Source organism: Sorangium sp. So ce119 (assembly GCF_051524405.1).
Taxonomy (GTDB): Bacteria; Myxococcota_A; Polyangia; order Polyangiales; family Polyangiaceae; genus Sorangium; species Sorangium cellulosum_G.
On sequence record NZ_CP150310.1, the window covers coordinates 9,465,935 to 9,486,867 of the forward strand.

A 20,933-nucleotide genomic window follows, 5' to 3' on the forward strand; every position below is an offset into this window, starting at 1 on the left:
CGTGGGCGGGGGATACCTGGACCAGAAATGTCCACGCGCGGCGAGGCGGGCCCGTCTCGCGGCGGGCGCGCCGCGCTCAGGGAGTGCGCGTCTTCAGGCTGTCGATGGCGTGAACGGGGGCCTGATCGCCGGCCATGAGGTGGGCGATGGCCCCGTAGACCAGCCGCTGGCTCTCCAGCATGCTCTTGCCGGCGAACACCGGCGAGGTCACGACGAGGTTGAAGTGCCCTCCGCCGCCCGTCACCTCGGCGGTAGAACCCTCGATCTTCTCTTCGATGGCCCGCTTCAAGGCCTCGGGGATCGACCCCTGGAAGGTGGTCAGGTGGATGGACATGGGGCGATCTATAGGCCATCGCCCCGCCGCAGGAAAGCCGGAGCGCGGGGCTCGGGCTCGCGGCGGGGCGCGCAGCGGGGAGGATCCGCGGCGGGGGATCAGGCGCGCGAGGCCGCGCCGGCCAGCTCGACCAGGCCGGCGGCGCCCATGCCGCCGCCGATGCACATCGTGACGATGGCGTACCGGCCGCCGCGGCGGCGCAGCTCGTAGAGGGCGGTCGCGGTGAGCTTCGCGCCGGTGCACCCGAGCGGGTGGCCGAGCGCGATCGCGCCGCCGTTCACGTTGAGCTTCTCCTCGGGGATCTCGAGCGCCCGCTGCACGTAGACGGCCTGCGACGCGAACGCCTCGTTGACCTCGAAGACGTCGATGTCGGCCATCTTCAGCCCCGTCCTCGCGAGCAGCTTCTTCACCGCGGGCACCGGGCCGATGCCCATGATCGCCGGGTCGACGCCGACGGTCACGAACGACCTGAAGAACCCGAGCGGCTTCACGCCGAGCGCGTCCGCCTTCGCCTTGCTCATCACGAGCGCGGCGGCGGCGCCGTCCGACAGCGGCGAGCTGTTGCCCGGGGTGACGCTCCCCTTCGCCGCGAACGACGGCTTCAGCCCGGCGAGCGCCTCCGCGGTCGTCTCCTTGCGGATCAGCTCATCGGTGCGGAAGTCGAAGGTCGCGCGCTTGCCGTTCTCGTAGCGCACCCCCTTCACGGTGACGATCTCGTCCTCGAACCGCCCCGCCGCGCGCGCCGCCGCCGCCTTCTGGTGGCTCTTCAGCGCGAACGCGTCCTGGTCGGCGCGGCTCACCTGGAACCGGTTCGCCACGTTCTCCGCGGTGATGCCCATCGGCGTGTACACCGTCGGACACCGCTCCATCGCCTCCGGCGACGCGCTCAGCTTGTTGCCGGTCATCGGGACCATGCTCATCGACTCGACGCCGCCGGCGACGGCGATGTCGACCGAGCCCATCGCGATGCTCCCCGCCGCGTTCGCGATCGCCTGGAGCCCGCTCGAGCAGAAGCGGTTGATGGTGATCGCGGAGCTCTCCTGCGGCATCCCGCCGAGGAGCGACACGACGCGCGCGACGTTGAGCCCCTGCTCGCCTTCCGGCATGGCGCAGCCGAGGACGAGGTCCTCGATGTCCTCCGGCTTCACCTGGGGGACGCGCTGGAGCAGCGCGGCGACGACCTCGCCCGCGAGCTCGTCGGGGCGCTTCAGCGCGAGCGACCCTTTGTGGGCCCGGCCAACGGCCGAGCGGACGGCCTCTGCAATTACGACGTCGACCATGGCGTTCACCTAGTTCCGGAGGGGCTTGTTGTTCATCAGCATGTACTGCATTCGCTCGGCGCTCTTGGGCTCACCGCACAGGCTGACGAACGCCTCGCGCTCGAGCTCGAGGATCTCGTCCTCGGTCACCTCGCGCGCCCCGCCCCCGGCGCCGCCGCAGAGCACCTCGGCGAGCTTGCGCGCGATCTTCGCGTCGTGCTCGCTGGCGTGGCCGCCGGCGACGAGCGTGTCGATCATCATCTGCAGCGTCGCGATCCCGCTCTCGCCCGGCAGCTTGTAGGCGCGCGGCACGGGCGCGTGGTACCCGGCCTCGGCCATCCCGACCGCGCGCGCCTTCACCTCGTACAGCTGGCGCGCCCGATCGAACGAGACGCCGTCGGTCTTGCGGAAGAAGCCGAGCGCCTTCGCCTCGTCGGCGCTCGTCGCGACCTTGGCGAGGGCGATGTTCTTGAAGACCTGCGTCACGAGGTCGTACGAGTTCACCGGCACGCCCTCCGGGATGCCCTCGAACGCGCGCCAGAGCATGTTGAGCGTCCCCGCGCCGCCCGGGATCAGCCCGACGCCGACCTCGACGAGCCCCGCGTACGTCTCGGCCGCGGCCTGCACCGCGTCGCAGGCGAAGCAGAGCTCGAGCCCGCCGCCCAGGGTCATCCCGTAGGGCGCGGCCACGACGGGGACGCTCGCGTACTTCAGCCGCTGCGTCGCGTCCTGGTACGCCTTCACCATCTTGCGGATCGCGTCCCAGTCCTTGTTCCCCGCGGCCATCGCCACCAGGAACAGGTTGGCGCCGACGCAGAAGTGCTCGCCCTGGTTGAAGACCACGAGCGCGCGGAAGTCCTGCTCGGCCTTCTCGGCGGCGAGCGTGAGCATCCCGATCGAGTCCGGATCGAGGCTGTTCGCCTTCGTCTTGAAGGTGACGCCGAGCACCCCGTCGCCGAGGTCCCACGCCTCCGCGCCGTCGTTGGCGAGCACCGCCTTCACGCCGCGACGCGCGCCGGCCAGCGTGACGTTCCGCGGATCGAGCTGGCGGGCGACGTACTCCCCCTTGAGCAGGTCGAACACCGCGCCGTCCTGGCGGTAGAACGAGGTCGCGCCGCTCTGCTTCATGCGCAGGATCGACTCGGGCAGCTTGATGCCGTCCTTCTGCATGCGCTCGACGGTCTCGGCGAAGCCGAGCGCGTCCCAGGTCTGGAACGGCCCGAGCTCCCAGTTGTACCCCCAGCGCATGGCGTCATCGACGGCCACGATGCTGTCGGTGATCTCGCCGATCCGCCGCGCGGTGTACGCGAGCGAGCGGGAGAGCACCTTCCAGGCGAACTGCCCGGCCTTGCCCGGGTCGCCGGCGAGCTTCTTCACGCGCGCGGCCGGGTCCTCGATCTTCTCGCACGACCTCGTGGCCTTCTTGATCGCCTCGTCGCCGCCGTGCGGGCGGTACGTGAGCTTCGCGGGATCGAGCGTCTCGAGCCCGTCCTTGGTCTTGCGGTAGAAGCCGCCCTTGGTCTTGTCGCCGAGGAGCTTCGCCTCGATCATGCTCCGGATGTACGAGGGCAGCTTGAAGACCTCGCGGTCCTCGTCGCGATCGAGCGACGCGTAGCAGTTCTCGGCGACGTGGGCGAAGGTGTCGAGCCCGACGATATCGCCTGTCCTGAAGCTCGCGCTCTTCGGGTGGGCCATGGCGACGCCGGTGATGGCGTCGACGTCCTCCGGCGCGAGCCCCTCCTCGATCATGAGGTGGATGGCCGTGAGCATCGCGTGGGTGCCGATGCGGTTGCCGACGAAGTTCGGGGTGTCCTTCCCGAAGACGATGCCCTTGCCGAGCACGTCCTCGCCGAACCTCCGCACGCGCGCGACCACGGCCGGATCGGTGTCGGGGCCGGTGACGAGCTCGAGGAGCTTCATGTACCGGACGGGGTTGAAGAAGTGCATGACGAGGAATCGCTTGCGGAAGTCCTCGGAGCGCCCCTGCATCATCTCCTCGATGCGCAGCCCGGAGGTGTTCGACGCCGCGATCGCGTCCGGCCGCATGACCTGCTCGAGCCGCGCGAAGAGGGCGCGCTTCGGCTCCATCTTCTCGATGATGGCCTCGATGACGAGGTCGCACTGCGCGAGCTCGGCGAAGTGATCTTCCGTGTTGCCGGTGCGCACGAGGCGGGCGTGCGACGGGTGGAAGAACGCGGCGGGCCTGGCCTTGAGGGCCTTCTCGAGCCCGCCCGCGGCGAACCGGCTCCGGGCGGCCGGGTCCTGCCGCTCGGCCTCGCTGAGGTTCGGGGGCACGATATCGAGGAGCAAGACCTCGATGCCGGCGTTCGCGAAGTGGGCGGCGATGCCGCTGCCCATGACGCCCGCGCCGATGACGCCCGCGCGGCGGATTGGTTTCGTCATGCAGATCCTCCGAGATGAATGGGGCGCAAACCATTGGCGCGAAGGGCGCCGAGCGCAAGCGTATCCGGGGTGGACGGCCTTGGGGGTGAGCGCGCGAAGGAGGTGCGCTGACGATCTGTCCTGATCGTCCGCCCGTGTGCGCCGTGGTGCGAGCGTGCTCAGGCGGGGCTGGTGGGGCTCGCGGCCTGTGGCTCCGTTCTCAGTGCCATGCCTGAGCGGACTGCACCGGCTGCCCGGTGCGGTCGTGCTCGGCCAGGAGGCGCTTCGATATGTCGACGCATACGGTGCAGGATGCGAAGCGCGACCGGTGCAGGCACTGGAGCCACGTCGCCGTCCCTTGCGCCCCGAACTCCACCGCATCGAGGTGTTTGCCGCAGGCGACGCAGTGGATGTGCTTGTGCTCGTGCTGCTGCGCCGCCGGGCGCGCCGGTGCGAGCGCCTTCCGCTCGCGCTTGGTCAGTCGCTTTTCTCGCTTCATGGTCTCCTCGAGGACGGGGATGGCCGCACGGCGTGGTGCTGGCGCGGCTCACGCTACCATGTGTCGCTCGGCGAGAGTCCCGGCGGGCGGCGCGGCAGTGCCGGACGGGCCTCATCCACTGCGACGGCCCGGTCCGCGTGGGCGTGGGAGACTTGACATTCGTCGGGGGCTGTGCGTGCGGCGGCGTGCGTGGAGCGCCGGACGTGGACGGCGCCGACGCGAACACGTCGAGTTCGTCCGCGTCGGTCACACCGACGTGTACGTCGGGACGGGAAGATGCCGGAGCAGGCTTCCCGGCGAGCGGCGAATGAAGCTTGTGGCGTGGCGATTCACGGGTGCTTCGTGGACACGGAACATCCACTGCGAACGGAGCGGATACGTCCGAGCGACGCCTGCATGCGCGCCTCAGGAAGGCGCGGCCCGGGGACTGTGCTTTGATGCTCACCGCCCCCCATGAGATCACCCTCGCATGGCTCGCTTCCTGAGGATGTGGGCGGTAGCTGCGGCCGTCGTGCTCGCCTTCGGCTGCTCGATCATGGATCCCGGCGATCGCGACGAGCTGAGAGAACGGATCGCGGCGCTGCCGCCCGACACGCTGTCGTACTGGGATAAGGTGGTCATGAACACCAACGCGCTGAGGTGGTTGAAGCTCTACAAGGACCCCGACGATCAGGTGGGCAAGCTCCAGTGCCGGTTGAAGGCGGGGGGCACGTGGAGCGGCTGGAACGACCAGGAGCCGCCGTACACCGTCGCTGACTTGATCGACTGCCTCCTTGGAGGAGGAGATATCGCCGTGATCTACACGATGTGTGCCGGCGAATTGCAAGGCCGGGGCAATGCGGCCATGAAGCTCAAGATCCTGCACGAGGAGCAGGTACCGGGCGTGACGCACGTCGAGTGCAGGTTCGTCTGGGATCCCCGCTACGAGCCGGAGAAGGTACCGTCCGACCTGACGAGCCCCAGAGGGATGACGCCAGATGAGCTGATAGACTGGCTGATCGGGCTCCCCGCGCCGCCTCCGGGATGGGCTTTCCCCGAGCTCGTCCCGCTCCTCTGCCCGCTCGGCGCGGGACCCGGCTGGGGATGCCCGCCTCGGCCGACGGACCTTCCGGGCGAGCAACCCACCAATCCGACGGGCGGTGAACCAGGGGATCATCGATGAAGCTCCGGACGTCGCGCATGAGATACCTCATGCGGCGCAATCTCGTCGAGGCGGGCACGGGGAATCACCTCTTTTCGCCCCAGGACGCCTTGGGCCGGCACATGGACCTCGAGATCCTGGGCAGGCTGTGCGCCGAGGCATGGCACGACGACCTGCCCGAGGCGGACCGCGCATGGGCCGTGGCGCATCGCGAGAAATTCAGGAGGTGGGTCGACGAGTCGCGGCCCGATGCCATCCGCCCGAGGTCGAACGCGGGCTCTCGCCAGGACCTCCCGGGCAGGTTCGACAAGGAGCCAGCTCCACCGTGGCCGATGCTGCTCGAAGCCGTCAAGAGCGCGTTCTTTACCTTCGTCGTGGACTTCGGGCAGAGGGTCGCGGGCGAGGGCGAGGGCGCGACGGGTGATCCGGCAACGCGCCTCGACCGGACGTCGCTCTGGCGGGCGCTGTCGGCCGACGGCGCCCCCGAGGTCGACCGGCCCGCGGCGCTCCGCGCCTTCCAGAGGGGGTTTCGGCGCGGGCGCCATGGGCACCCGAGCTCCATGACGAGACCCATCCCCCCGAGGCTGGAAGCTCCGCGGTTCTGGCCGTCTTCGCTGCCCCCGCTCCCCGGACCGAGCGCGGCGCGGAACCGAGCCCTCTGGGACGCGTGGCTTCACTGCAACGATCCCAAGGAGTTGGCGGCGCTCCAGCAGGAGCTGCGCGATCTCTATGCGGGCGCCTGGCGAGACGACGTGCCGGAGGAGGACCGCGAATGGGCCGAATCTTACCGCCACGCCTGCATGAACGAGGTCAACGGTCGCCGGCGAAGCGCCGTGGCTCAGCGCGCCTATGAAGGCTATCTCCGGAGCAGCGATGGGCTCTTCGACGGGCAGCCCGCTCCACCATGGCCGAAATTGACCTACTTCGCCTCGGACCCCTGGCGTGCTTTCGTGGATGCCGTCGAGGATGCGCCCGAAGGCGAGAGCGAGCTTGCGACCGCCGAGGCGGCAGCGCGCGAATACTGGGACTCGCTCTATCGGGAGGCCCCGCGGTGGGACAGCGATCCAGCGAAGACGCACTGGCTCGCGGCCGTCCGCGCCGCGCGAGAGGCACTTGCAGGCGATGTTCCACCGAGCACGTGGTCATCATTCAGAGACGGCTGACTTCTCGGCGCGCCTGAGCACGAGCTCCGATTTCGAGTGCTCCTACACACGAACTCCAGCTCCCGGGGTGCTCCGGAAGCTTCCCGCGCGCGCCCAAGACCTTCGCGCGCGGTCCTGAAGCTTCGCGCGCGCTCCGGAAGCTTCCCGCGCGCTCCAGAGCACGAGATTTCGCGTACTTGGCGGCGTCCGCCGCGCCTCCGGCGCCTTCCGGCGTGCGCCAGGGGACGAATTTCCCGGAGAATTTGACCTTCCGACCCGCGCGCGAAGCTTCCGGAGCGCACGCGAAGCTTCCAGACCCCGCGCGAAGCTTTCGCGACACCGCCCGGAGCCTCCCCGCCGCCTCCCGGAGCCTCCCCGCCGCCTCCCGAAGCCTCCCCCCGCCTCCCGAAGCCTCCCCGCCGGCCGCGGCCCTCTCAGCGCGGCGCCGACTCGAAGCGCGGCGCCGCCTCGAAGGTCTCGGCGAGGGTCCGGCGGTACTCGTCGGCCATCTGGACGAGCCCGTCGATCAGCAGCGCCGCGTCGTGGTCCGAGAAGCCCTCCAGCGACGCCACGCACTAGACCGAGACCTCGTCGCCCGTGATCGACACGCGGAACTCGCCCGTGGTCTGGTCGTTCATCGTGAGCAGGAACCGGTAGAACGGCTCGTGGTTCGCCGCCGGCAGGCCGACGACCGGCGCGCGCAGCGTCAGCAGGCGCCCCGCCTCGTCGATCTCGACGTCCACCTGCGTCGCCGTCTCCGCCGCCGGGAACGGCCGCTGCGCGATGCGCCACGTCCTCGGGCCGACGCGCGCCCGGTTGGCGATGATCCCGAGCGCCGACAGGCCCTGGCGGATCACCCGCTCGACCCCGGCGCGGGCCGGGGCCGGCGCGAACGCGTGCGGCAGCAGCCGGCCGCAGCCCAGGCAGCGATCGCTCTCGACGTCGAACGGCTCATCGCACGCCGGGCAGCGGTAGACAGGCGCCCTCTCCCTGAGCTCGACGAGCGGCCGGTCGGCCGAGGCGAGCAGCGGCTGGAACGAGCCCGCCGGCAGCACGACGCTGTGGCCCGGGAGCTCGCCCGCGACGCCGGACGGCGCCGCCACCACCCCGAGCACGCGCCCCTCCGGGTCGAGCACCGGCGCGCCGAGAGGGGCCGCCACGTCGAGCTCGAACGCGGGGAGCTGCCCGTCGACCTTGCGCGCCACGTGGCACACCCTGGCGACGGCGAGGCGCAGGCTCTGCCCCGGCAGGCAGCTCAGCACGGCGACGCGCTCGCCGAGCCGCGGCTCCGCCGGGGCGCGCACGGCGAGCGCCGCGACGCCCGGCGGCTCGCCCGGCGCGACGATCGCCACGTCCCGCCCCACGTCGGCGGCGATCGCGCGCCCCGCCATGCTCCGCCCGTCCTCGAGCGTCAGCGCGACCTCCGTCGGGTAGCCGAGCCCGCGCCGGCTCGTCACCACGACGCCGTTGCCGAGCGCCACCCAGCCGGTCGTGACGAGCGCGCCGGCGCGGATCGCCACGATCGAGCGGCGCGCGCGGGCGACCCGCTCGTGGAGCAGGGCCAGATCGCCGTCGCCGTGCGGCGCGAGCTGCGACGTCATTGGGCGACGATCCTCGAGAGCGCCGTCATCAGCAGATCGATCGTGCCGGGCTTCGCGCCGTCGCGCTGCGCGTAGGCGACGATGTCGCGCAGCCGCTGCTCCGTCTTGAGGGGCAGCTTCGTGCGCACGAGCAGCTCCGAGAGGGCGCCGATCGCGAGGAAGTGGCGGAGCATCGGGTCGGCCGGCGCGCGCTCGATCTCGCGCAGGTAGCGGCCGAGGTGCTCGCGCGCGAGCGCCGCCGTGGTGAGCGGATCGATGTGCAGCGGCTTCTCCTCCGCGACCTGCCCGCGCAGCGTCACGAGGCGCTCCATCGCGAGGAACGCCGGCTCCGCGACCCCGGCCGTGCCCCCGCGGCGCGCGCCGCCCTCGGCCTGGATGAGCTCGCGGGTCGCGGCCGCCGTGCAGCGGTAGAGGTGCGCCACCGCGTCCGGCATCGTGTCGCCGTACTCGTAGATCGCCCGGAACACGGTGCACCGGATGAGGAGCACCATGACGCCCGGCCGCTCCTGGAAGCTGAGCGCCGTGCCGAGCACCTGCGCATCCCGGAGGAGCTGGCAGAACCGGTCCGCCGGCGTGTTCGTCGACTCGGGGCGGGACGGGATGTTCTGGCGCGACGGCGGGTCGATCTCGACCTCCGGCAGCGCCGGCGGGCGCACCGACACCGGGGTCGTCACGGCGGCCATCACGCTGGAGTTCGAGCGCCGAAAGGGCACGGTGCGCGCGCTGCGGCGATCGCTGATCTGCGCCGGCGTGTCCGCGGCCGGCGCGTGCTCCCCCGAGAGCGGGGCCGCGGTCGCCGAGGCCGGCTTCGCGGCGCCGGCCTCGGGCCCCGGGATCGCCACGCTGCTGATCGCCTTCGACGCGGCGCCCCCGTCGTGCGCCGGCGGGAGGATGCCGGCCTTCGCCGACGGCGCGCCGCCGTTCCTCGCCGACGCGGTCATCGACGTCGGCGCCGGGACGGACGCCAGCGACGGCGACAGGATGTCGGGGATCGCGTCCGCGTCGCGGATGGGGCGCGCGACCGACTCCGGCAGGCGCGGCAGCGGGGGCGCGGCCCACGCCGAGTGCTCCTCGTGCGGCGTCCGCACCGCCGAGATCGGCGGCGGGGGCGCGACGGCGCGCACCGACGGGGCGCTCGGCGGGCGGCCCGGTGTCGGCGGGATGGAGAAGCTCTTCAGGGGCCGCGCGCGGCCGGCCGACGCCCACGTCAGGCTCGCGCGCTGCTCCTCCGAGAACGGCGGTCGCGCGTCGAACCAGGCGGCCATCGTCGCCCCGAGCCGCTGCGCCGCCTCGCCGCTCTCGCGCAGCGCCAGGCGCAGCGCCTCCGGCGTGAACGCGGCGACGCGACCGACGCGGCGGAGCAGCAGCAGATCGTCCCGCAGACAGAGCCGGAAGGGCTCGGGGCCGCCGGAGAGCTCGAGCGCCGCCCGGAGGAGCGGCACCCGCTGCCGCTCCGCGACGCGCGCGACCGGGACGTCGATCGACACCCGCTCGTTCGCCGCGTCGAGCGCGACGAACAGCGTCGCCGCCCCGAGCGGCACGATCCACCCCACGCCCTCCTGCAGCGTCGTCGCCTGGACGCTCGTCCCGGCCTCCGCCGACGCGCAGTGGGACACGAAGCGCACCGGATCGCGCGCGCGCCAGGCCTCTACCGAGCTCCCGTCCCAGTCGGCGTCCGCGGGCGGCGGCTTGCGCGAGATCGCCGGCGAGCGGTCGACCCCGCACGCCTCGCACCGCGGCCCGCGCAGCGGGAAGCCGCACGCCGCGCAGAAATCGGAGGCCGGGCTCGACGGGACCGCCACGCCCGACAGCATACCTCAGCGCAAGGCCGAGGTGGCACCGGGGTTTGCTCTCACAGGAACGGATTCAGGTGGAGCGCGACCTTGGCCTGCCGCAGGTTGTACTGGACCCTGCGAATGAAGTGGATGAGCAGGTAGGCCCAGACGGCGAAGGTGACCACGCTGATGACGAGCTGGACCGTCTTGCTGACGCCGATCACCATCCAGAGCGCCGTCAGAAGGAAGGCCCCGAACGAGAGCGGGACGAACCACTTCCAGCAGAGGTTCATCATCTGGTCGATCCGGACGCGCGGCAGCGTCCAGCGGATCCAGATGACGACGAAGACGAGCAGCCAGCTCTTCAGCAGGAAGAGGAAAACACCGAGGAGCTGGAGTCCGAAGCTCGCCTCCTGCTGGGCCGGGGAGACGCCGGGGATCTGCCAGCCGCCGAGGAAGAGCGCGCTCGCGATCCCGCACATCACGAAGACGTTCGCCCACTCGGCGAAGAAGAAGAAGAGGTACCGCATGCCCGAGTACTCGGTCGAGTAGCCGGCGACGAGCTCGCTCTCCGCCTCGGGCAGGTCGAACGGCGCGCGGTTGCCCTCCGCCAGCGCCGTCGTGAAGTACAGGAAGAACAGCGCGAACGTGATCGGGTTGCGGAAGACGAACCAGTACCAGGGCCAGCCGCCCACGTCGAGGAACGAGGCCCCGGTGCCGCCCTGCGCGCCGATGATGTCCTGAAGGCGCAACGACCCGGTCATCATGACGATGCACACGATCGCGACCGCGCCGGGGATCTCGTAGCTGATGATCTGCGCCGCCGAGCGGATCCCGCCGAGGAGCGACCACTTGTTGTTCGACGCCCAGCCGCCGGTCATGAGGCCGATCGTGACGAGCGAGGTCACGGCGATGACGAAGAGGATGCCGATGTCGAGGTCGGCCGCGATGAGGTACTGGCCGAACGGCATCACCACGAACGTCGCCGACACGCCGACGAACACGAGGTAGGGCGCGAGCCGGAAGAGCGCCCTGTCGCTCTCCGCCGGGATGATGTCCTCCTTGAGGATCGACTTGATCCCATCGGCGATCCACACGAGGAAGCCCTGCGGCCCGGCGCGGTTCGGCCCGATGCGCGACTGCATGCGCGCCGAGACGCGGCGCTCGACCCAGGTGATGATCCCCGCGGTCGGGGCCATGAAGAGCAGGATGATCGCGGCGGCCACGCCGAGGATGATCCCGGCGCCGAGCAGGTCGGTCGGCGCGCTCGCGTGGAACCCCTCGGTCGAGACCTGGACCTGGGACGGGGTCGCGCTGCCCCGCCGGATCCCGACCGTCGACAGCCGCTCGTGGCCGCTCGGGATCACGTCGCCCCTCGAGAGGACCTTCACGCCCTCGAAGCTCGTGATGACGTCGCCCGGGGCGATCTGCGCCCGGCTCGCCGGGCTCGCGTCGCGCACGCCCGTCACGACGAGCCCGCCGGACGGCGGCGACTCGGCCGCGACCTCGACGCCGAGGAACGCGAGCGCGCGCGCCCCCTCCTTCTCGCGCGCCTCGATGACGGCGCGGCGCGGGGTCGGCGGGATGAAGTCGATCGTGACGCCCCGCACCGTGCCCGCCACGGGGAGCGCCCCCTGCGTGGTCGCGGGGATCTCGACGACGACGTCGCCGTGGAAGGTCGTGTGCACCGCGTCGTCGCCGCGGCCGGCGAAGCGCGCCTGCAGCCCCTCGGAGAAGACCAGCGAGACCTTGCTGCTGCTGACCTGCGCGTCGTCGATCTCGATGCTCTGATCGGTGAGCGGCGCCTGGCCCGGGCGCCGCAGCGTCCCGCGGAACGTGACGACCGCCTCCTTCGCCTCGGCGGTGGGAAGGTTGGTCCCGAGGATCTCGATGCGGTCGCCGAGGTCGACCTCGCGCGGGACGACGTCGATCACGTTCAGGAGCTCGGGCGCCGTCCGGCTCCGGGCGCAGCCGGCCGCGCCGAGGAGCGCGACCAGGGCCAGCAGGCACGGGAGGAAGCCTCGAGGGAGAGCTCTCCAGGGTGGAGATCCGCGCATGGGGCCGCTTATAAACCGCGCCGCGCAAACGGTCGAGATTGCGGAGGATCGCGCTCGGCCCCCGCCGCGGGCGGCGCTGATCAGCGAACCGGCGCGCCGGGCGCGCCCCGGACGGGGAGGAAGTACCGGCTGCCGTCGAGCTCGTTCACCCCCACGTAGAGCTCTGCCTCGAACACGTCCCTGAGGCGGCGGTAGGTCATCACCTCCTCGATGGTGCCCTGCGCGACCAGCCGCCCGCCCTTGAGGAGCGCCACCCGATCGGCGTACTGGGCCGCCGCGTTGAGGTCGTGCAGCACGGCGACGCAGGCGAGGCGCCGCTCGGCCACCTCCCTGCGCACGACCTCGTGGACCTCGATCGAGTGGCGGATGTCGAGGTGGGCCCCTGGCTCGTCGAGGATCAGCACCTGCGCCTCCTGCGCGAGCGCCCGGGCGATGGCGACCCGCTTCTGCTCGCCGCCGGACAGCTCGGCCACCGGCCGCCCCGAGAGCTCGACGAGGTCGCAGGCGCCGAGGGCGCGGGCGACCGCCTCCTCGTCGCGCCCGGAGGCGCGCATCCACGCGCCCTGGTGGGGCGCGCGGCCCATCATCACGACCTCGCGCACCGTGAACCCGGGCGCCGAGGCGATGCCCTGGGGCACGACCGCCACGCACCGCGCGATCGCCCGCCGGTCCATGCCGCCGAGCGGCCTCCCCAGCAGGCTCGCCTCCCCCCGCGCTGGCCGCAGGGCTCCGGACAGGACGCGGACCAGCGTCGATTTGCCGGCGCCGTTCGGCCCCAGGACGGCGCAGAGCTCGCCCGCGCGCACCGCCAGGCTGATCCCTTCCAGCGCCAGCCTCCCGGTGGGATAGCTCGCGGTCACGTCACGCAGCTCGATCGCCGGCTCCTTCAAGCGCCGCCTCTTTTATCGAGTGATATCGAGTGATCTTCCCTTGCGCGAGGTTTCTAGCGGTGGTCCAATCGACTCGAGGCGTAGAGGAGATGGAAACGGCGAAGGAGACCCTGGGCAGCGGCGAGGTACCGCGTCGCGTTATCAAGCGCTACTCCAATCGGAAGCTCTACGACACGAAGGACAGTCGCTACGTCACCCTGCAACAGATCGGGGAGATGGTGCGGGCCGGCGAGGAGGTCCAGATCATCGACAACGCGACCAAGGAGGACAAGACCGAGGTCACGCTGGCGCTGATCATCTCGGAGGACCTCAAGTCGCAGCCGCGCTCGGTTCCGCTCGGCACGCTGAGGGATCTGATCCAGGAGCGAGGCGAGCGGCTGCTCTCGCAGCTCCGCGAGGGGCCGATCGGCCGGCTCATCCCCGGCGCGGTCCCGGGTGAGGGCGGGGTTGCAGCGCCGGGCGCGCCGCAGGCGCCCGCGCCGGAGCAGGCGGCCTCCGCGTCGCCGTCCCAGCCGCCCCCGCCGCTCGACGCGGACAGGTCGAGCCACGCGAAGGGCCGCCTGAGCGGCATCGTCGAGAGCTCGAAGCAGACGCTCGATCAGTGGCAGCAGGCCGTCGACGAGCGCATCCTGTCGATCCTGCCGGGTCTCGGGCTGGTCCGCGATCTCCAGGCCGATGTCAAGCGCCTTTCGCAGCGCATTGACGAGCTGGAGGCGAAGCTCCAGGGACGCGCGGGTGAGCAGATCGAGGGCACCGCTCCCCTCCAGGCCGGCTCCGCCACGGACGAGCCCGCGGGCGAGGGGCAGGGGGGCGAGAGCAGGCCGGAATAGTCCTGACCGCCCCTCTGTTCCCCCGTCGATCCCATGCCGTTCTTCTTCAGCAAGAAACCTGCGTCCGTAGCGCAGGACCTGTCGTTATCCAGCAGCGAGGGGGGGCGCGCGGACGCCTTCGAGGTCGAGCTGCTCGGTCATCTGGACACGCTGTACGGCGTGAGCTGCAGGATGACCAAGAGCTCGACCGAGGCGGAGGATCTGGTCCAGGACACCATCGTCAAGGCGATGCGTGCCCGGGATCAGTTCGAGCCCGGCACCAACCTCAAGGCCTGGTTGCTCCGGATCCTGACGAACACGTTCATCAACCGGTACCGGCGCGGGGGCCTCGAGCGAGGCATCTTCGAGGGCCCTGACGCCGAGCCGCTCACCGACGGCTGGGTCGGTGCGACCACGATGCGCGCGATGCGCGATCCGGAGACCCAGGCGCTCACGCCGCTCATCGAGGCCGAGGTGCAGCGCGCCCTCGACGAGCTGCCCGAGGAGTTCCGCCTCGCGGTGGTGCTCTCGGACATCGAGGAGCTCTCCTACAAGGAGATCGCCGAGGCGATGGGCTGCCCCATCGGCACGGTGATGTCGCGGCTGCACCGGGGCCGCAAGCTCCTCCAGAAGACGTTGCGCGAGCACGCGGTCCTGATGGGCATCGTCAGCGACGACGCACCGAAGGAGGCGCCCGCCGACCTGGACGCGTACCGCAAGCGGAAGCGGGGTGTCGCATGAGCGCCGCGAAGTCGATCGAGAGCTGTGCGCAGTTCGAGTACGCGCTGTCGGCCTACGTCGACGGCGAGCTGGATCCGGATCACGCGGTGGACCTCGAGTCCCACCTCGTCCAGTGCCCGCCGTGCTTCGAGCAGGTGAAGGTGCTGCGCTCGCTGCGCGCGAGCCTGAAGCGGTCGAAGCCCCCGGCGTGCCCGAACGCGCTGCGGGCGCGCATCGCGGCGTCGATCGCGCACGAGCACGCGCGCGAGGCGGCGCAGTCGTTCGAGGCGAGGCCGCGCCTCATGCACAGGGGCTACGCCGCCGCGCTCGCCGTGGCCGCGGGCGTCGTGTTCATGGTGGGCGTGACGCGGCAGCGAGCCGCCGCGCCGCCGCCGGAGGTCGCGAAGAGCTCCGCGAAGGTGGAGGCCGACGCGGCGCGCGCCGAGAGCGTCGAGATCCTGCTCGACGACCTCGTCACCCAGCACGCCCAGCCGCTGCCGCCGGAGACGACCAACCCGGAGGACCTGCCGCGCTTCGATCCGTTCGTCGGCGTGCCGGTCCGCAGGCCGGAGTTCCAGTCGATGCCCGTGAACTTCATGGGCGCCCGCGTGCACACGATGCGCGACCGGCGCGCCGCGCTGCTCCAGTACGTCGTGAGGGGCAACCACCGCGTGACGGTGTACCTCTTCAACTCACGCGCGGTCCCGGTGCAGAAGGCGCAGCCGATCCTCCAGCCGCGCGTCGTGCGCGAGCGCCCCGTCTACGTGGGCAAGATCAACGGCTACTCGGTCGTCGCCGCCGAGCGCAGCGGCGTCGGCTACGCGCTCGCCTCGGATCTCGGCGACGACCTCAGCACGCAGCTCGTCCTCGCTGCGATGCAGTGACCGCGCCCGCGCCGCCCGTGCGCGGCGCGCCCCTCCCCCCCCTCGACCACCCCAACCCGCGAGAGACCGCATGCGCTTCGTCTTCGTCATGGATCCGCTGAGCCGCGTGGCGCACGACAAGGACACGTCGTTCGCCTTCATCCGAGCGGCGCAGGCGCGCGGACACGAGAGCTACCACTGCCTGCCGCGCGACCTCTCGATCGAGGGCGGCGAGGCGCACGCCTCGACGACCCCGGTGATCATCGGCGACGCGCCCCCGTACATCTCGCTCGACGTCGCGGGCGGCCCGCGCCGGCTCCGCCTCGCGGACGTCGACGCGATCTTCATCCGCAAGGACCCGCCGTTCGATCGCAGCTACCTGTACGCGACGCTGATCCTGGAGCGCGCGCGGCGCTGCCCGCTCATCGTGAACGACCCGCGCGGGCTGCGCGACGCCAACGAGAAGCTCTACGCGCTGAACTTCCCCGAGTGGACGCCGAGGACGCTGGTCACCGCCGATCGCGAGCAGATCCACGCGTTCGTCCGCGACCTCGGCGGCACGGCGGTGATCAAGCCGCTGGACGGCGCGGGCGGCCTCGGCGTGCTGCAGATCAGCGAGCGCGACAAGAACGCGCGCGCGATCGCGGACATGATGACGAGCGAGGGGCACCGCCTCGCGATGGTGCAGGAATACCTCCCCGCGGTCGTCCAGGGCGACAAGCGCGTCCTCTTGCTCGACGGCGAGCCGATCGGCGCCATCCTCCGGGTTCCGCGCGACGACGACCACCGCTCGAACATCCATGTCGGCGGGCGCGTGGTCTCGACGGAGCTGACGCCGCGCGAGCGCGATCTCGTCCGGGCGGTCGCGCCTCGCCTGCGCGCCGACGGCCTCTTCTTCGTGGGCCTCGACGTGATCGGCGAGCGCCTGACCGAGGTGAACGTCACGAGCCCGACGGGCATCCAGGAGCTCGGCCGCTTCACCGGCACGGATCCCGCCGAGCGGGTGATCGCCTGGGCCGAGGAGCGGGCGCGCGGCCGGACGCGCGGGTGACCGGACGCGCCCGGGCATCCGGAAGTTGGCCCGGAGGCCCGGTTTCTGCGAAGGCTCCCGTATGGGCGAGTCATTCGAGCGATGTGCCGTATGTGAAGATCGCGAGCTGGACGGCCGGGAGGGCGTGCCGTCCGGGGATGCTCGCGCGCGGACGCGGATGGCCCGCGTGGTCATCCAGGGGCGCTCGCTGAGCCTGTGCCGGTCGCACGCGGCGACCGTCGCCGCCGCCATGCCGGAGACGTTCGAGGAGATGCGCGAGCTGTTCGTGGGCCTCCAGCGCGGTGGGCCGCCGGCGCAGGGCGACACGTCCGTCGAGCGCCGCTCCCCCATCCCGCGCCGCAACCCCGAGGATCGGCGCGTCTTCCCCCCGCGTCCCGAAGGCCGGCGGCTCGGAGCCGGACGCCGCGCCAGCGACCCCCGGGAGTGATCGCGAGGCTCGCGCGGATCGTCGCGCCGGCGCGAGGTCCACGGTGCCCGGCGCTCGGTGACCCGACGCCGAGCGTCGCGAGCAGCCTGGAGCTGCGTGGTAGGTTCCCGTCATGAGGTCTCATCGACGCGTCGTCATCGGGCTGGGGTCGAGCGTGGGCGATCGCCTGGCGACGATCCGCGCCGCCGTCGCGGCGCTCGACGCCGATCCCGACATCGAGGTGGTCCGCGAGTCGCCGCGTTACGAGTCGCCGCCCGCAGGTGGCCCGCCGCAAGGCGACTACGTGAACGCCGCGGTGCTCGTCGCCACGTCGCTGTCCGCGCGTGAGATCCTCGAGCGCACGCTCGCCGTGGAGCGCTCGCTCGGGCGGAAGCGCCCCGATCCGGTGCGGTGGGGCCCGCGGACGATCGATCTGGATCTGCTCTGGATGGAGGGCGAGGCCGTCGCGGAGCCGGACCTCGAGGTGCCGCACCCGCGGCTCTGCGAGCGGGTCTTCGCGCTGAGGCCGCTGCTCGACGTGGCCCCCGACGCGCGCGACCCGCGCACGGCCCTCGCGTACGCCTCGCTCGCCGAGGCGAGCGCGCCCATTCGCCGGCTCGATCCGGGCTGAACGGCGCGCTCGATCTGCGCGCCCCGGCGACGCGCGACCGTGACGGCCGGCCGCGGCGACGCCAGAGCGCGCGCTCAGCTCGGGCGAGGCGCCTCGCCGGATCGAGCCCGCAGCCCGGCGCTGCCGCCGGCGTACGACGCCGCGCTGCCGATCGCGACCATCACGACGAGCAGCAGCGCCCACCCCAGCGCGCCCGCCGGCGCGCCCTCGGCGAGCGCGAGCGCCCAGGCGAGCGCCGCGACGACGGCCCCGCTCGCGGCCGCCTCGCGCCGCCCGGCGCGCCCGCCGAACCGCCCGACGAGGTAACCCCCGGCGACGCCGGCGAGCGCGAACGCGATCACGTTGAGCCCGACCATCGCGAGCCGCACCCGCGTCGGCGCCTCGGCGTCCCCTGCCCCCTCCAGCATCCGGCGCAGCAGCGTGTTGACGAGCCCCGCGAGCGGCAGCCACGCGATGAACGTCGCCACCGTCCCGAGCGCGATCCAGTGCCACGGCGGACGGTCTTCTCCCTCCTCGTCGCCGCTGCTCTGCAGCACGGGGAGCTTGCGCTTCTCCGGCGCGGCCGTCGCGCTGCGGGGAGGCGCCGCGCCGGGCGCACCGCCGCCGACGATCGGGAGGCGTCGCTTCGGCCCGTCGGCCATGACGTCAGCTCGGCTTCGAGGTCGGAGGCGCGGCGGCGGCAGGAGCCTTCCGCCAGAGCTTCCGCGCTTCATCCTGCAGGCGAACCAGCCGCCGCTGCTCCTGGATCAGGCCGCCGTAGGCGCGAGGCACCCGCGGATCCTTCGCCAGCGCGTACAGGACCTGGAGCGCCGCCTCGGCGTCGTCCGTCGCGCGGTGCGCCTTGTCCAGCGTGATCCCGAGCCGCGCGGCCATGTCGCCGAGCGCTCGGCTCTCCTCGTTCTTGTAGAGCTCACGGGCGAACGTGAGCGGGTCGATCCAGTCGACCTCCCGCCGCATGGCGGGCGGCGGCTCGCGCGGGCGCATGCCCACGCGCTCGAGCTCGGCGAGGAGGAACGACCGATCGAAGGCCGCGTTGTACGCCGCCGGGATCGCCCCCTTGAAGCAGACGAGGATCTCCTCCGCGACCTCGGCGAACGACGGCTTGCCCTCGACGTCCGCGTCCTTGATCCCGTGGATCGCGGTGCTCTCCGCGGGGATCGGCCGCCCCGGATGGATGAGCCAGTTGTAGCGGGTCAGGATCTCGCCAGCGCGGCCGATGACGATGCCGAGCTCGATGATCCGATCCCCCGCGGGGTCGCGCCCCGTCGTCTCGACGTCGATGAAGGCGATGGGCTGGTCGATCCAGGCGCTGCCCGCGTCGATCTCGGACGCGACGCCGACGGCGCGCACCTTGAGGAGGTGCGCGATCCCAGGGTAGTGCCGGCCCGTCGGGAAGCAGCCGCACGGGTCGGCGACCTTCAAGGCTTCCTCGGCTGGGCGGGCTGAGCGGGCTGCGCCGGTCCGGCAGAGGGCGCGGGGCGCGCCGCGCTGCCCGCGGGCGCGCTGCTGCCGGCGGCGGGGACCGCGCTGGCGGCCGGGGTCGCGCTCGCGGAGGCGGGCGCGTCGGTCGCGCCGGGCTGGGCGACGGCCGGCTTCGGCGGCGCGGGCCGCGGCGTGTGGCCGAGGAGCTCCAGCTCGACCTTCACCCACTCCTCGAGATCCGCGGGCGGGTTCGAGAGGAGCTGCAGGTCGGCCTCGCGGCCGTTGACGAAGACAAGGGGCGTGCCGTCCAGGCCGACCTCGTCCGCCTGCTTCTTGTCCTTGTCGATCCGCGCCTTGGTCTCGGGCGAGACCAGGTCGGCGCGGAACTTCACCATGTCGAGCTTGAGCCGCTGCGCGTAGCGCTCGATGTCGGCCTGCTCCAGCTTGTCCTGGTTCTCGAAGAGCAGGTGGTGCATCTCCCAGAACTTGCCCTGGTTGAGCGCGGCGATCGCCGCGCGGGCGGCGGGCTCCCCGTGGACGTGCGCCGAGAGCGGGTAGAACTTGAAGACCAGCCGCACCTGCCCGTCGAAGCGCTTCACGAGCTCCTCGAGCACCGGCGACATGAGCCGGCAGAACGGGCACTCGAAGTCGGCCCACTCCACGATCGTGATCGGCGCGTCGGGCGGCCCCATGTCGGGCGAGCCGTCCGTGGCGAGCGTCCGGACCTTGTTCGCGTCGAAGCGCATGTGGAACGCGTCCTCGCGCTCCTTCTTCGACCGGCCCTCCTTGACCTGCTTGAGCAGGAGCTGCGCGGCGGGGAGGCACGCCTTGCAGGGACGCTCCTCCTTCACGCACTGCGCGATGCTCACGGGCGTGTCCGGACAGGGCGAGAGGAGCTCGGAGACCTGGGCGGCCCACTCTCGACGCTCGCGGGGCGTGAGCGAGGAGGTGTCCACACCGGCGAGCGAGACCGAAACCTCCGGGCTCGGGGCCGGTTTCGGCTCGCTCGAACCCGAATTACCAGGACAGCCCGTGACGCTGATCGAAGACAGCGCGAGGAGCGGCAGCATCCAGCGCAGGAATGACATCGCGGCGCGAGCTTAGTCGCACCCTTTGCGAGATGCTAGCGCGGGTGTAGCGTCGCCGGGTGCGGAGCGTCCTCTACCGCTTCCCGGATCTGCAACAGTTCGAGCAAATCGTGTGCGATCCGGAGGACGGCGACCTCGAGCTCGGGCTGCCCGCCGGGGAGGTGGTCGCCGACGGCGAGTGGGTGCTCGCCATCTTCGAGCTGGGCGAAAACCGCCGCGCCACGTCGGCGGCAGCGTGCGCGTGCATCTCGCCCGAGGGAGCGCGGCTCACGTTCGAGCCACGCGACTGGCGCCGCCTCGCCCACTTCGCGCAGACGGAGGCGACCCGCCCTGGATCGATGCCCGACACCGACGCGGCCGCGCTCCTCCGCGCCGCGGGCGAGGTCCGTCCCGCCGCGCCGCCGGACGGCAACCTGGACATCGATGCGGCGGGCCGGGCGCCCTCGCCTCCCCGGCTGAGAGGCAAGGGCGCGCGGGTGCTCGTGGTCGACGACGATCCTGACGTCCGCGGGATGCTGGCGACGATGCTCGAGGCTGTCGAGCTCGCCGTCGTCACCGCCGCCAGCGCGGAGGAGGCGCTGGAACACGTCCACGGCTCGGCGTTCCACCTCGTGGTGCTCGACTGGAACCTCCCGAAGATGACCGGCATCGAGCTCTGCCGGACGCTGCGGCAGGATCCCGCGCTCCGCGATCTGCCCGTCCTCTTCCTGACCGCGAACGCCTCGGCGCAGGACATGGTTCACGCCTTCGCCAGCGGCGCCGACGAGTACATGGTGAAGCCGTTCCGCGCCCCCGAGCTCCGGGCGCGCATCTTCAGCCTGCTCCGCCGGACCCGGCGCGGCGCCTCCTGAGCCATCGCGCCG

At 71.9% G+C, this 20,933-nt stretch carries 20 protein-coding genes and 1 pseudogene; 9 read left to right on the forward strand and 12 right to left on the reverse strand.

Going from position 1 to position 20,933, the window contains the following annotated elements; translation table 11 throughout:
- Positions 1-76: 76 nt before the first annotated feature.
- From WME76_RS35740 to WME76_RS35755, 4 genes are all read right to left on the reverse strand, one after another.
- On the reverse strand, positions 77-334 hold the full coding sequence (locus WME76_RS35740; protein ID WP_061613513.1) for a BolA/IbaG family iron-sulfur metabolism protein: 258 nt from the start codon (positions 332-334) through the stop codon (positions 77-79).
- Positions 335-432: 98 nt separating this feature from the next.
- Complete coding sequence (locus tag WME76_RS35745) at positions 433-1,614, reverse strand: thiolase family protein (RefSeq protein WP_437956665.1); 1,182 nt, start codon at positions 1,612-1,614, stop codon at positions 433-435.
- Between the two features lie 9 nt (positions 1,615-1,623).
- Positions 1,624-3,996, reverse strand: coding sequence for a 3-hydroxyacyl-CoA dehydrogenase/enoyl-CoA hydratase family protein (locus WME76_RS35750; protein ID WP_437956666.1), 2,373 nt, complete (start codon positions 3,994-3,996; stop codon positions 1,624-1,626).
- 199 nt (positions 3,997-4,195) lie between these two features.
- Positions 4,196-4,474, reverse strand: a complete 279-nt coding sequence (locus tag WME76_RS35755; protein ID WP_437956667.1) for a hypothetical protein — start codon at positions 4,472-4,474, stop codon at positions 4,196-4,198.
- 511 nt (positions 4,475-4,985) lie between these two features.
- On the opposite strand from WME76_RS35755, the gene WME76_RS35760 reads away from it, so the two are divergent.
- On the forward strand, positions 4,986-5,636 hold the full coding sequence (locus WME76_RS35760; protein WP_437956668.1) for a hypothetical protein: 651 nt from the start codon (positions 4,986-4,988) through the stop codon (positions 5,634-5,636).
- Positions 5,637-5,665: 29 nt separating this feature from the next.
- Positions 5,666-6,778, forward strand: a complete 1,113-nt coding sequence (locus WME76_RS35765) for a hypothetical protein (protein WP_437956669.1) — start codon at positions 5,666-5,668, stop codon at positions 6,776-6,778.
- Between the two features lie 413 nt (positions 6,779-7,191).
- Here the strand turns inward: WME76_RS35765 and WME76_RS35770 are convergent, their stop codons facing one another.
- The 5 genes and pseudogenes from WME76_RS35770 to WME76_RS35790 all read right to left on the reverse strand — a co-directional run.
- A complete protein-coding gene (locus WME76_RS35770) occupies positions 7,192-7,329 on the reverse strand; it encodes a hypothetical protein (protein WP_437956670.1) in 138 nt (45 codons plus the stop codon).
- A 3-nt stretch (positions 7,330-7,332) separates the two neighbouring features.
- Positions 7,333-8,358, reverse strand: coding sequence for a trypsin-like peptidase domain-containing protein (locus WME76_RS35775; protein WP_437956671.1), 1,026 nt, complete (start codon positions 8,356-8,358; stop codon positions 7,333-7,335).
- Positions 8,355-10,160, reverse strand: a complete 1,806-nt coding sequence (locus WME76_RS35780) for a hypothetical protein (RefSeq protein WP_437956672.1) — start codon at positions 10,158-10,160, stop codon at positions 8,355-8,357. Before WME76_RS35780 ends, WME76_RS35775 begins: the two co-directional genes overlap by 4 nt.
- A 50-nt stretch (positions 10,161-10,210) precedes the next feature.
- Positions 10,211-12,190 (reverse strand): NADH-quinone oxidoreductase subunit NuoH, encoded by a 1,980-nt coding sequence (gene nuoH, locus WME76_RS35785; RefSeq protein ID WP_437956673.1) that lies wholly within the window; start codon positions 12,188-12,190, stop codon positions 10,211-10,213.
- A gap of 80 nt (positions 12,191-12,270) precedes the next feature.
- Positions 12,271-13,029, reverse strand: a pseudogene (locus WME76_RS35790) (ABC transporter ATP-binding protein); the annotation flags it as partial.
- Between the two features lie 140 nt (positions 13,030-13,169).
- Here WME76_RS35790 and WME76_RS35795 point away from each other — a divergent pair.
- The 6 genes from WME76_RS35795 (at position 13,170) to folK (ending at position 17,560) form a co-directional block, all read left to right on the forward strand.
- Positions 13,170-13,910: a polyhydroxyalkanoate synthesis regulator DNA-binding domain-containing protein gene (locus tag WME76_RS35795; RefSeq protein WP_437956674.1), complete on the forward strand. Its 741-nt coding sequence runs from the start codon at positions 13,170-13,172 to the stop codon at positions 13,908-13,910.
- A gap of 33 nt (positions 13,911-13,943) precedes the next feature.
- Positions 13,944-14,630, forward strand: a complete 687-nt coding sequence (locus WME76_RS35800; RefSeq protein ID WP_437956675.1) for a sigma-70 family RNA polymerase sigma factor — start codon at positions 13,944-13,946, stop codon at positions 14,628-14,630.
- Positions 14,627-15,493, forward strand: coding sequence for an anti-sigma factor family protein (locus tag WME76_RS35805; protein ID WP_437956676.1), 867 nt, complete (start codon positions 14,627-14,629; stop codon positions 15,491-15,493). Before WME76_RS35800 ends, WME76_RS35805 begins: the two co-directional genes overlap by 4 nt.
- Positions 15,494-15,563: 70 nt before the next feature.
- On the forward strand, positions 15,564-16,523 hold the full coding sequence (gshB, locus tag WME76_RS35810) for a glutathione synthase (protein ID WP_437956677.1): 960 nt from the start codon (positions 15,564-15,566) through the stop codon (positions 16,521-16,523).
- 157 nt (positions 16,524-16,680) lie between these two features.
- Positions 16,681-16,950, forward strand: a complete 270-nt coding sequence (locus WME76_RS35815) for a hypothetical protein (protein WP_437956678.1) — start codon at positions 16,681-16,683, stop codon at positions 16,948-16,950.
- Positions 16,951-17,062: 112 nt separating this feature from the next.
- Positions 17,063-17,560 (forward strand): 2-amino-4-hydroxy-6-hydroxymethyldihydropteridine diphosphokinase, encoded by a 498-nt coding sequence (gene folK / locus WME76_RS35820; RefSeq protein WP_437956679.1) that lies wholly within the window; start codon positions 17,063-17,065, stop codon positions 17,558-17,560.
- Positions 17,561-17,634: 74 nt separating this feature from the next.
- Here folK and WME76_RS35825 read toward each other — a convergent pair whose 3' ends face one another.
- The 3 genes from WME76_RS35825 to WME76_RS35835 are packed head-to-tail and all read right to left on the reverse strand — an operon-like array spanning position 17,635 to position 20,070.
- Positions 17,635-18,201, reverse strand: coding sequence for a hypothetical protein (locus tag WME76_RS35825; RefSeq protein WP_437956680.1), 567 nt, complete (start codon positions 18,199-18,201; stop codon positions 17,635-17,637).
- 4 nt (positions 18,202-18,205) lie between these two features.
- On the reverse strand, positions 18,206-18,982 hold the full coding sequence (locus WME76_RS35830) for a 3'-5' exonuclease (RefSeq protein WP_437956681.1): 777 nt from the start codon (positions 18,980-18,982) through the stop codon (positions 18,206-18,208).
- The gene (locus WME76_RS35835) at positions 18,979-20,070 is read right to left on the reverse strand and encodes a DsbA family protein (RefSeq protein WP_437956682.1); all 1,092 of its coding nucleotides are present in this window, start codon (positions 20,068-20,070) and stop codon (positions 18,979-18,981) included. Before WME76_RS35835 ends, WME76_RS35830 begins: the two co-directional genes overlap by 4 nt.
- Before the next feature lie 59 nt (positions 20,071-20,129).
- Between WME76_RS35835 and WME76_RS35840 the strand changes: the two genes are divergently transcribed.
- Positions 20,130-20,921 carry a response regulator transcription factor gene (locus WME76_RS35840; protein ID WP_437956683.1) on the forward strand — a complete coding sequence of 264 codons (792 nt, stop codon included), beginning with the start codon at positions 20,130-20,132 and terminating at the stop codon, positions 20,919-20,921.
- The last annotated feature ends 12 nt before the right edge of the window (positions 20,922-20,933 follow it).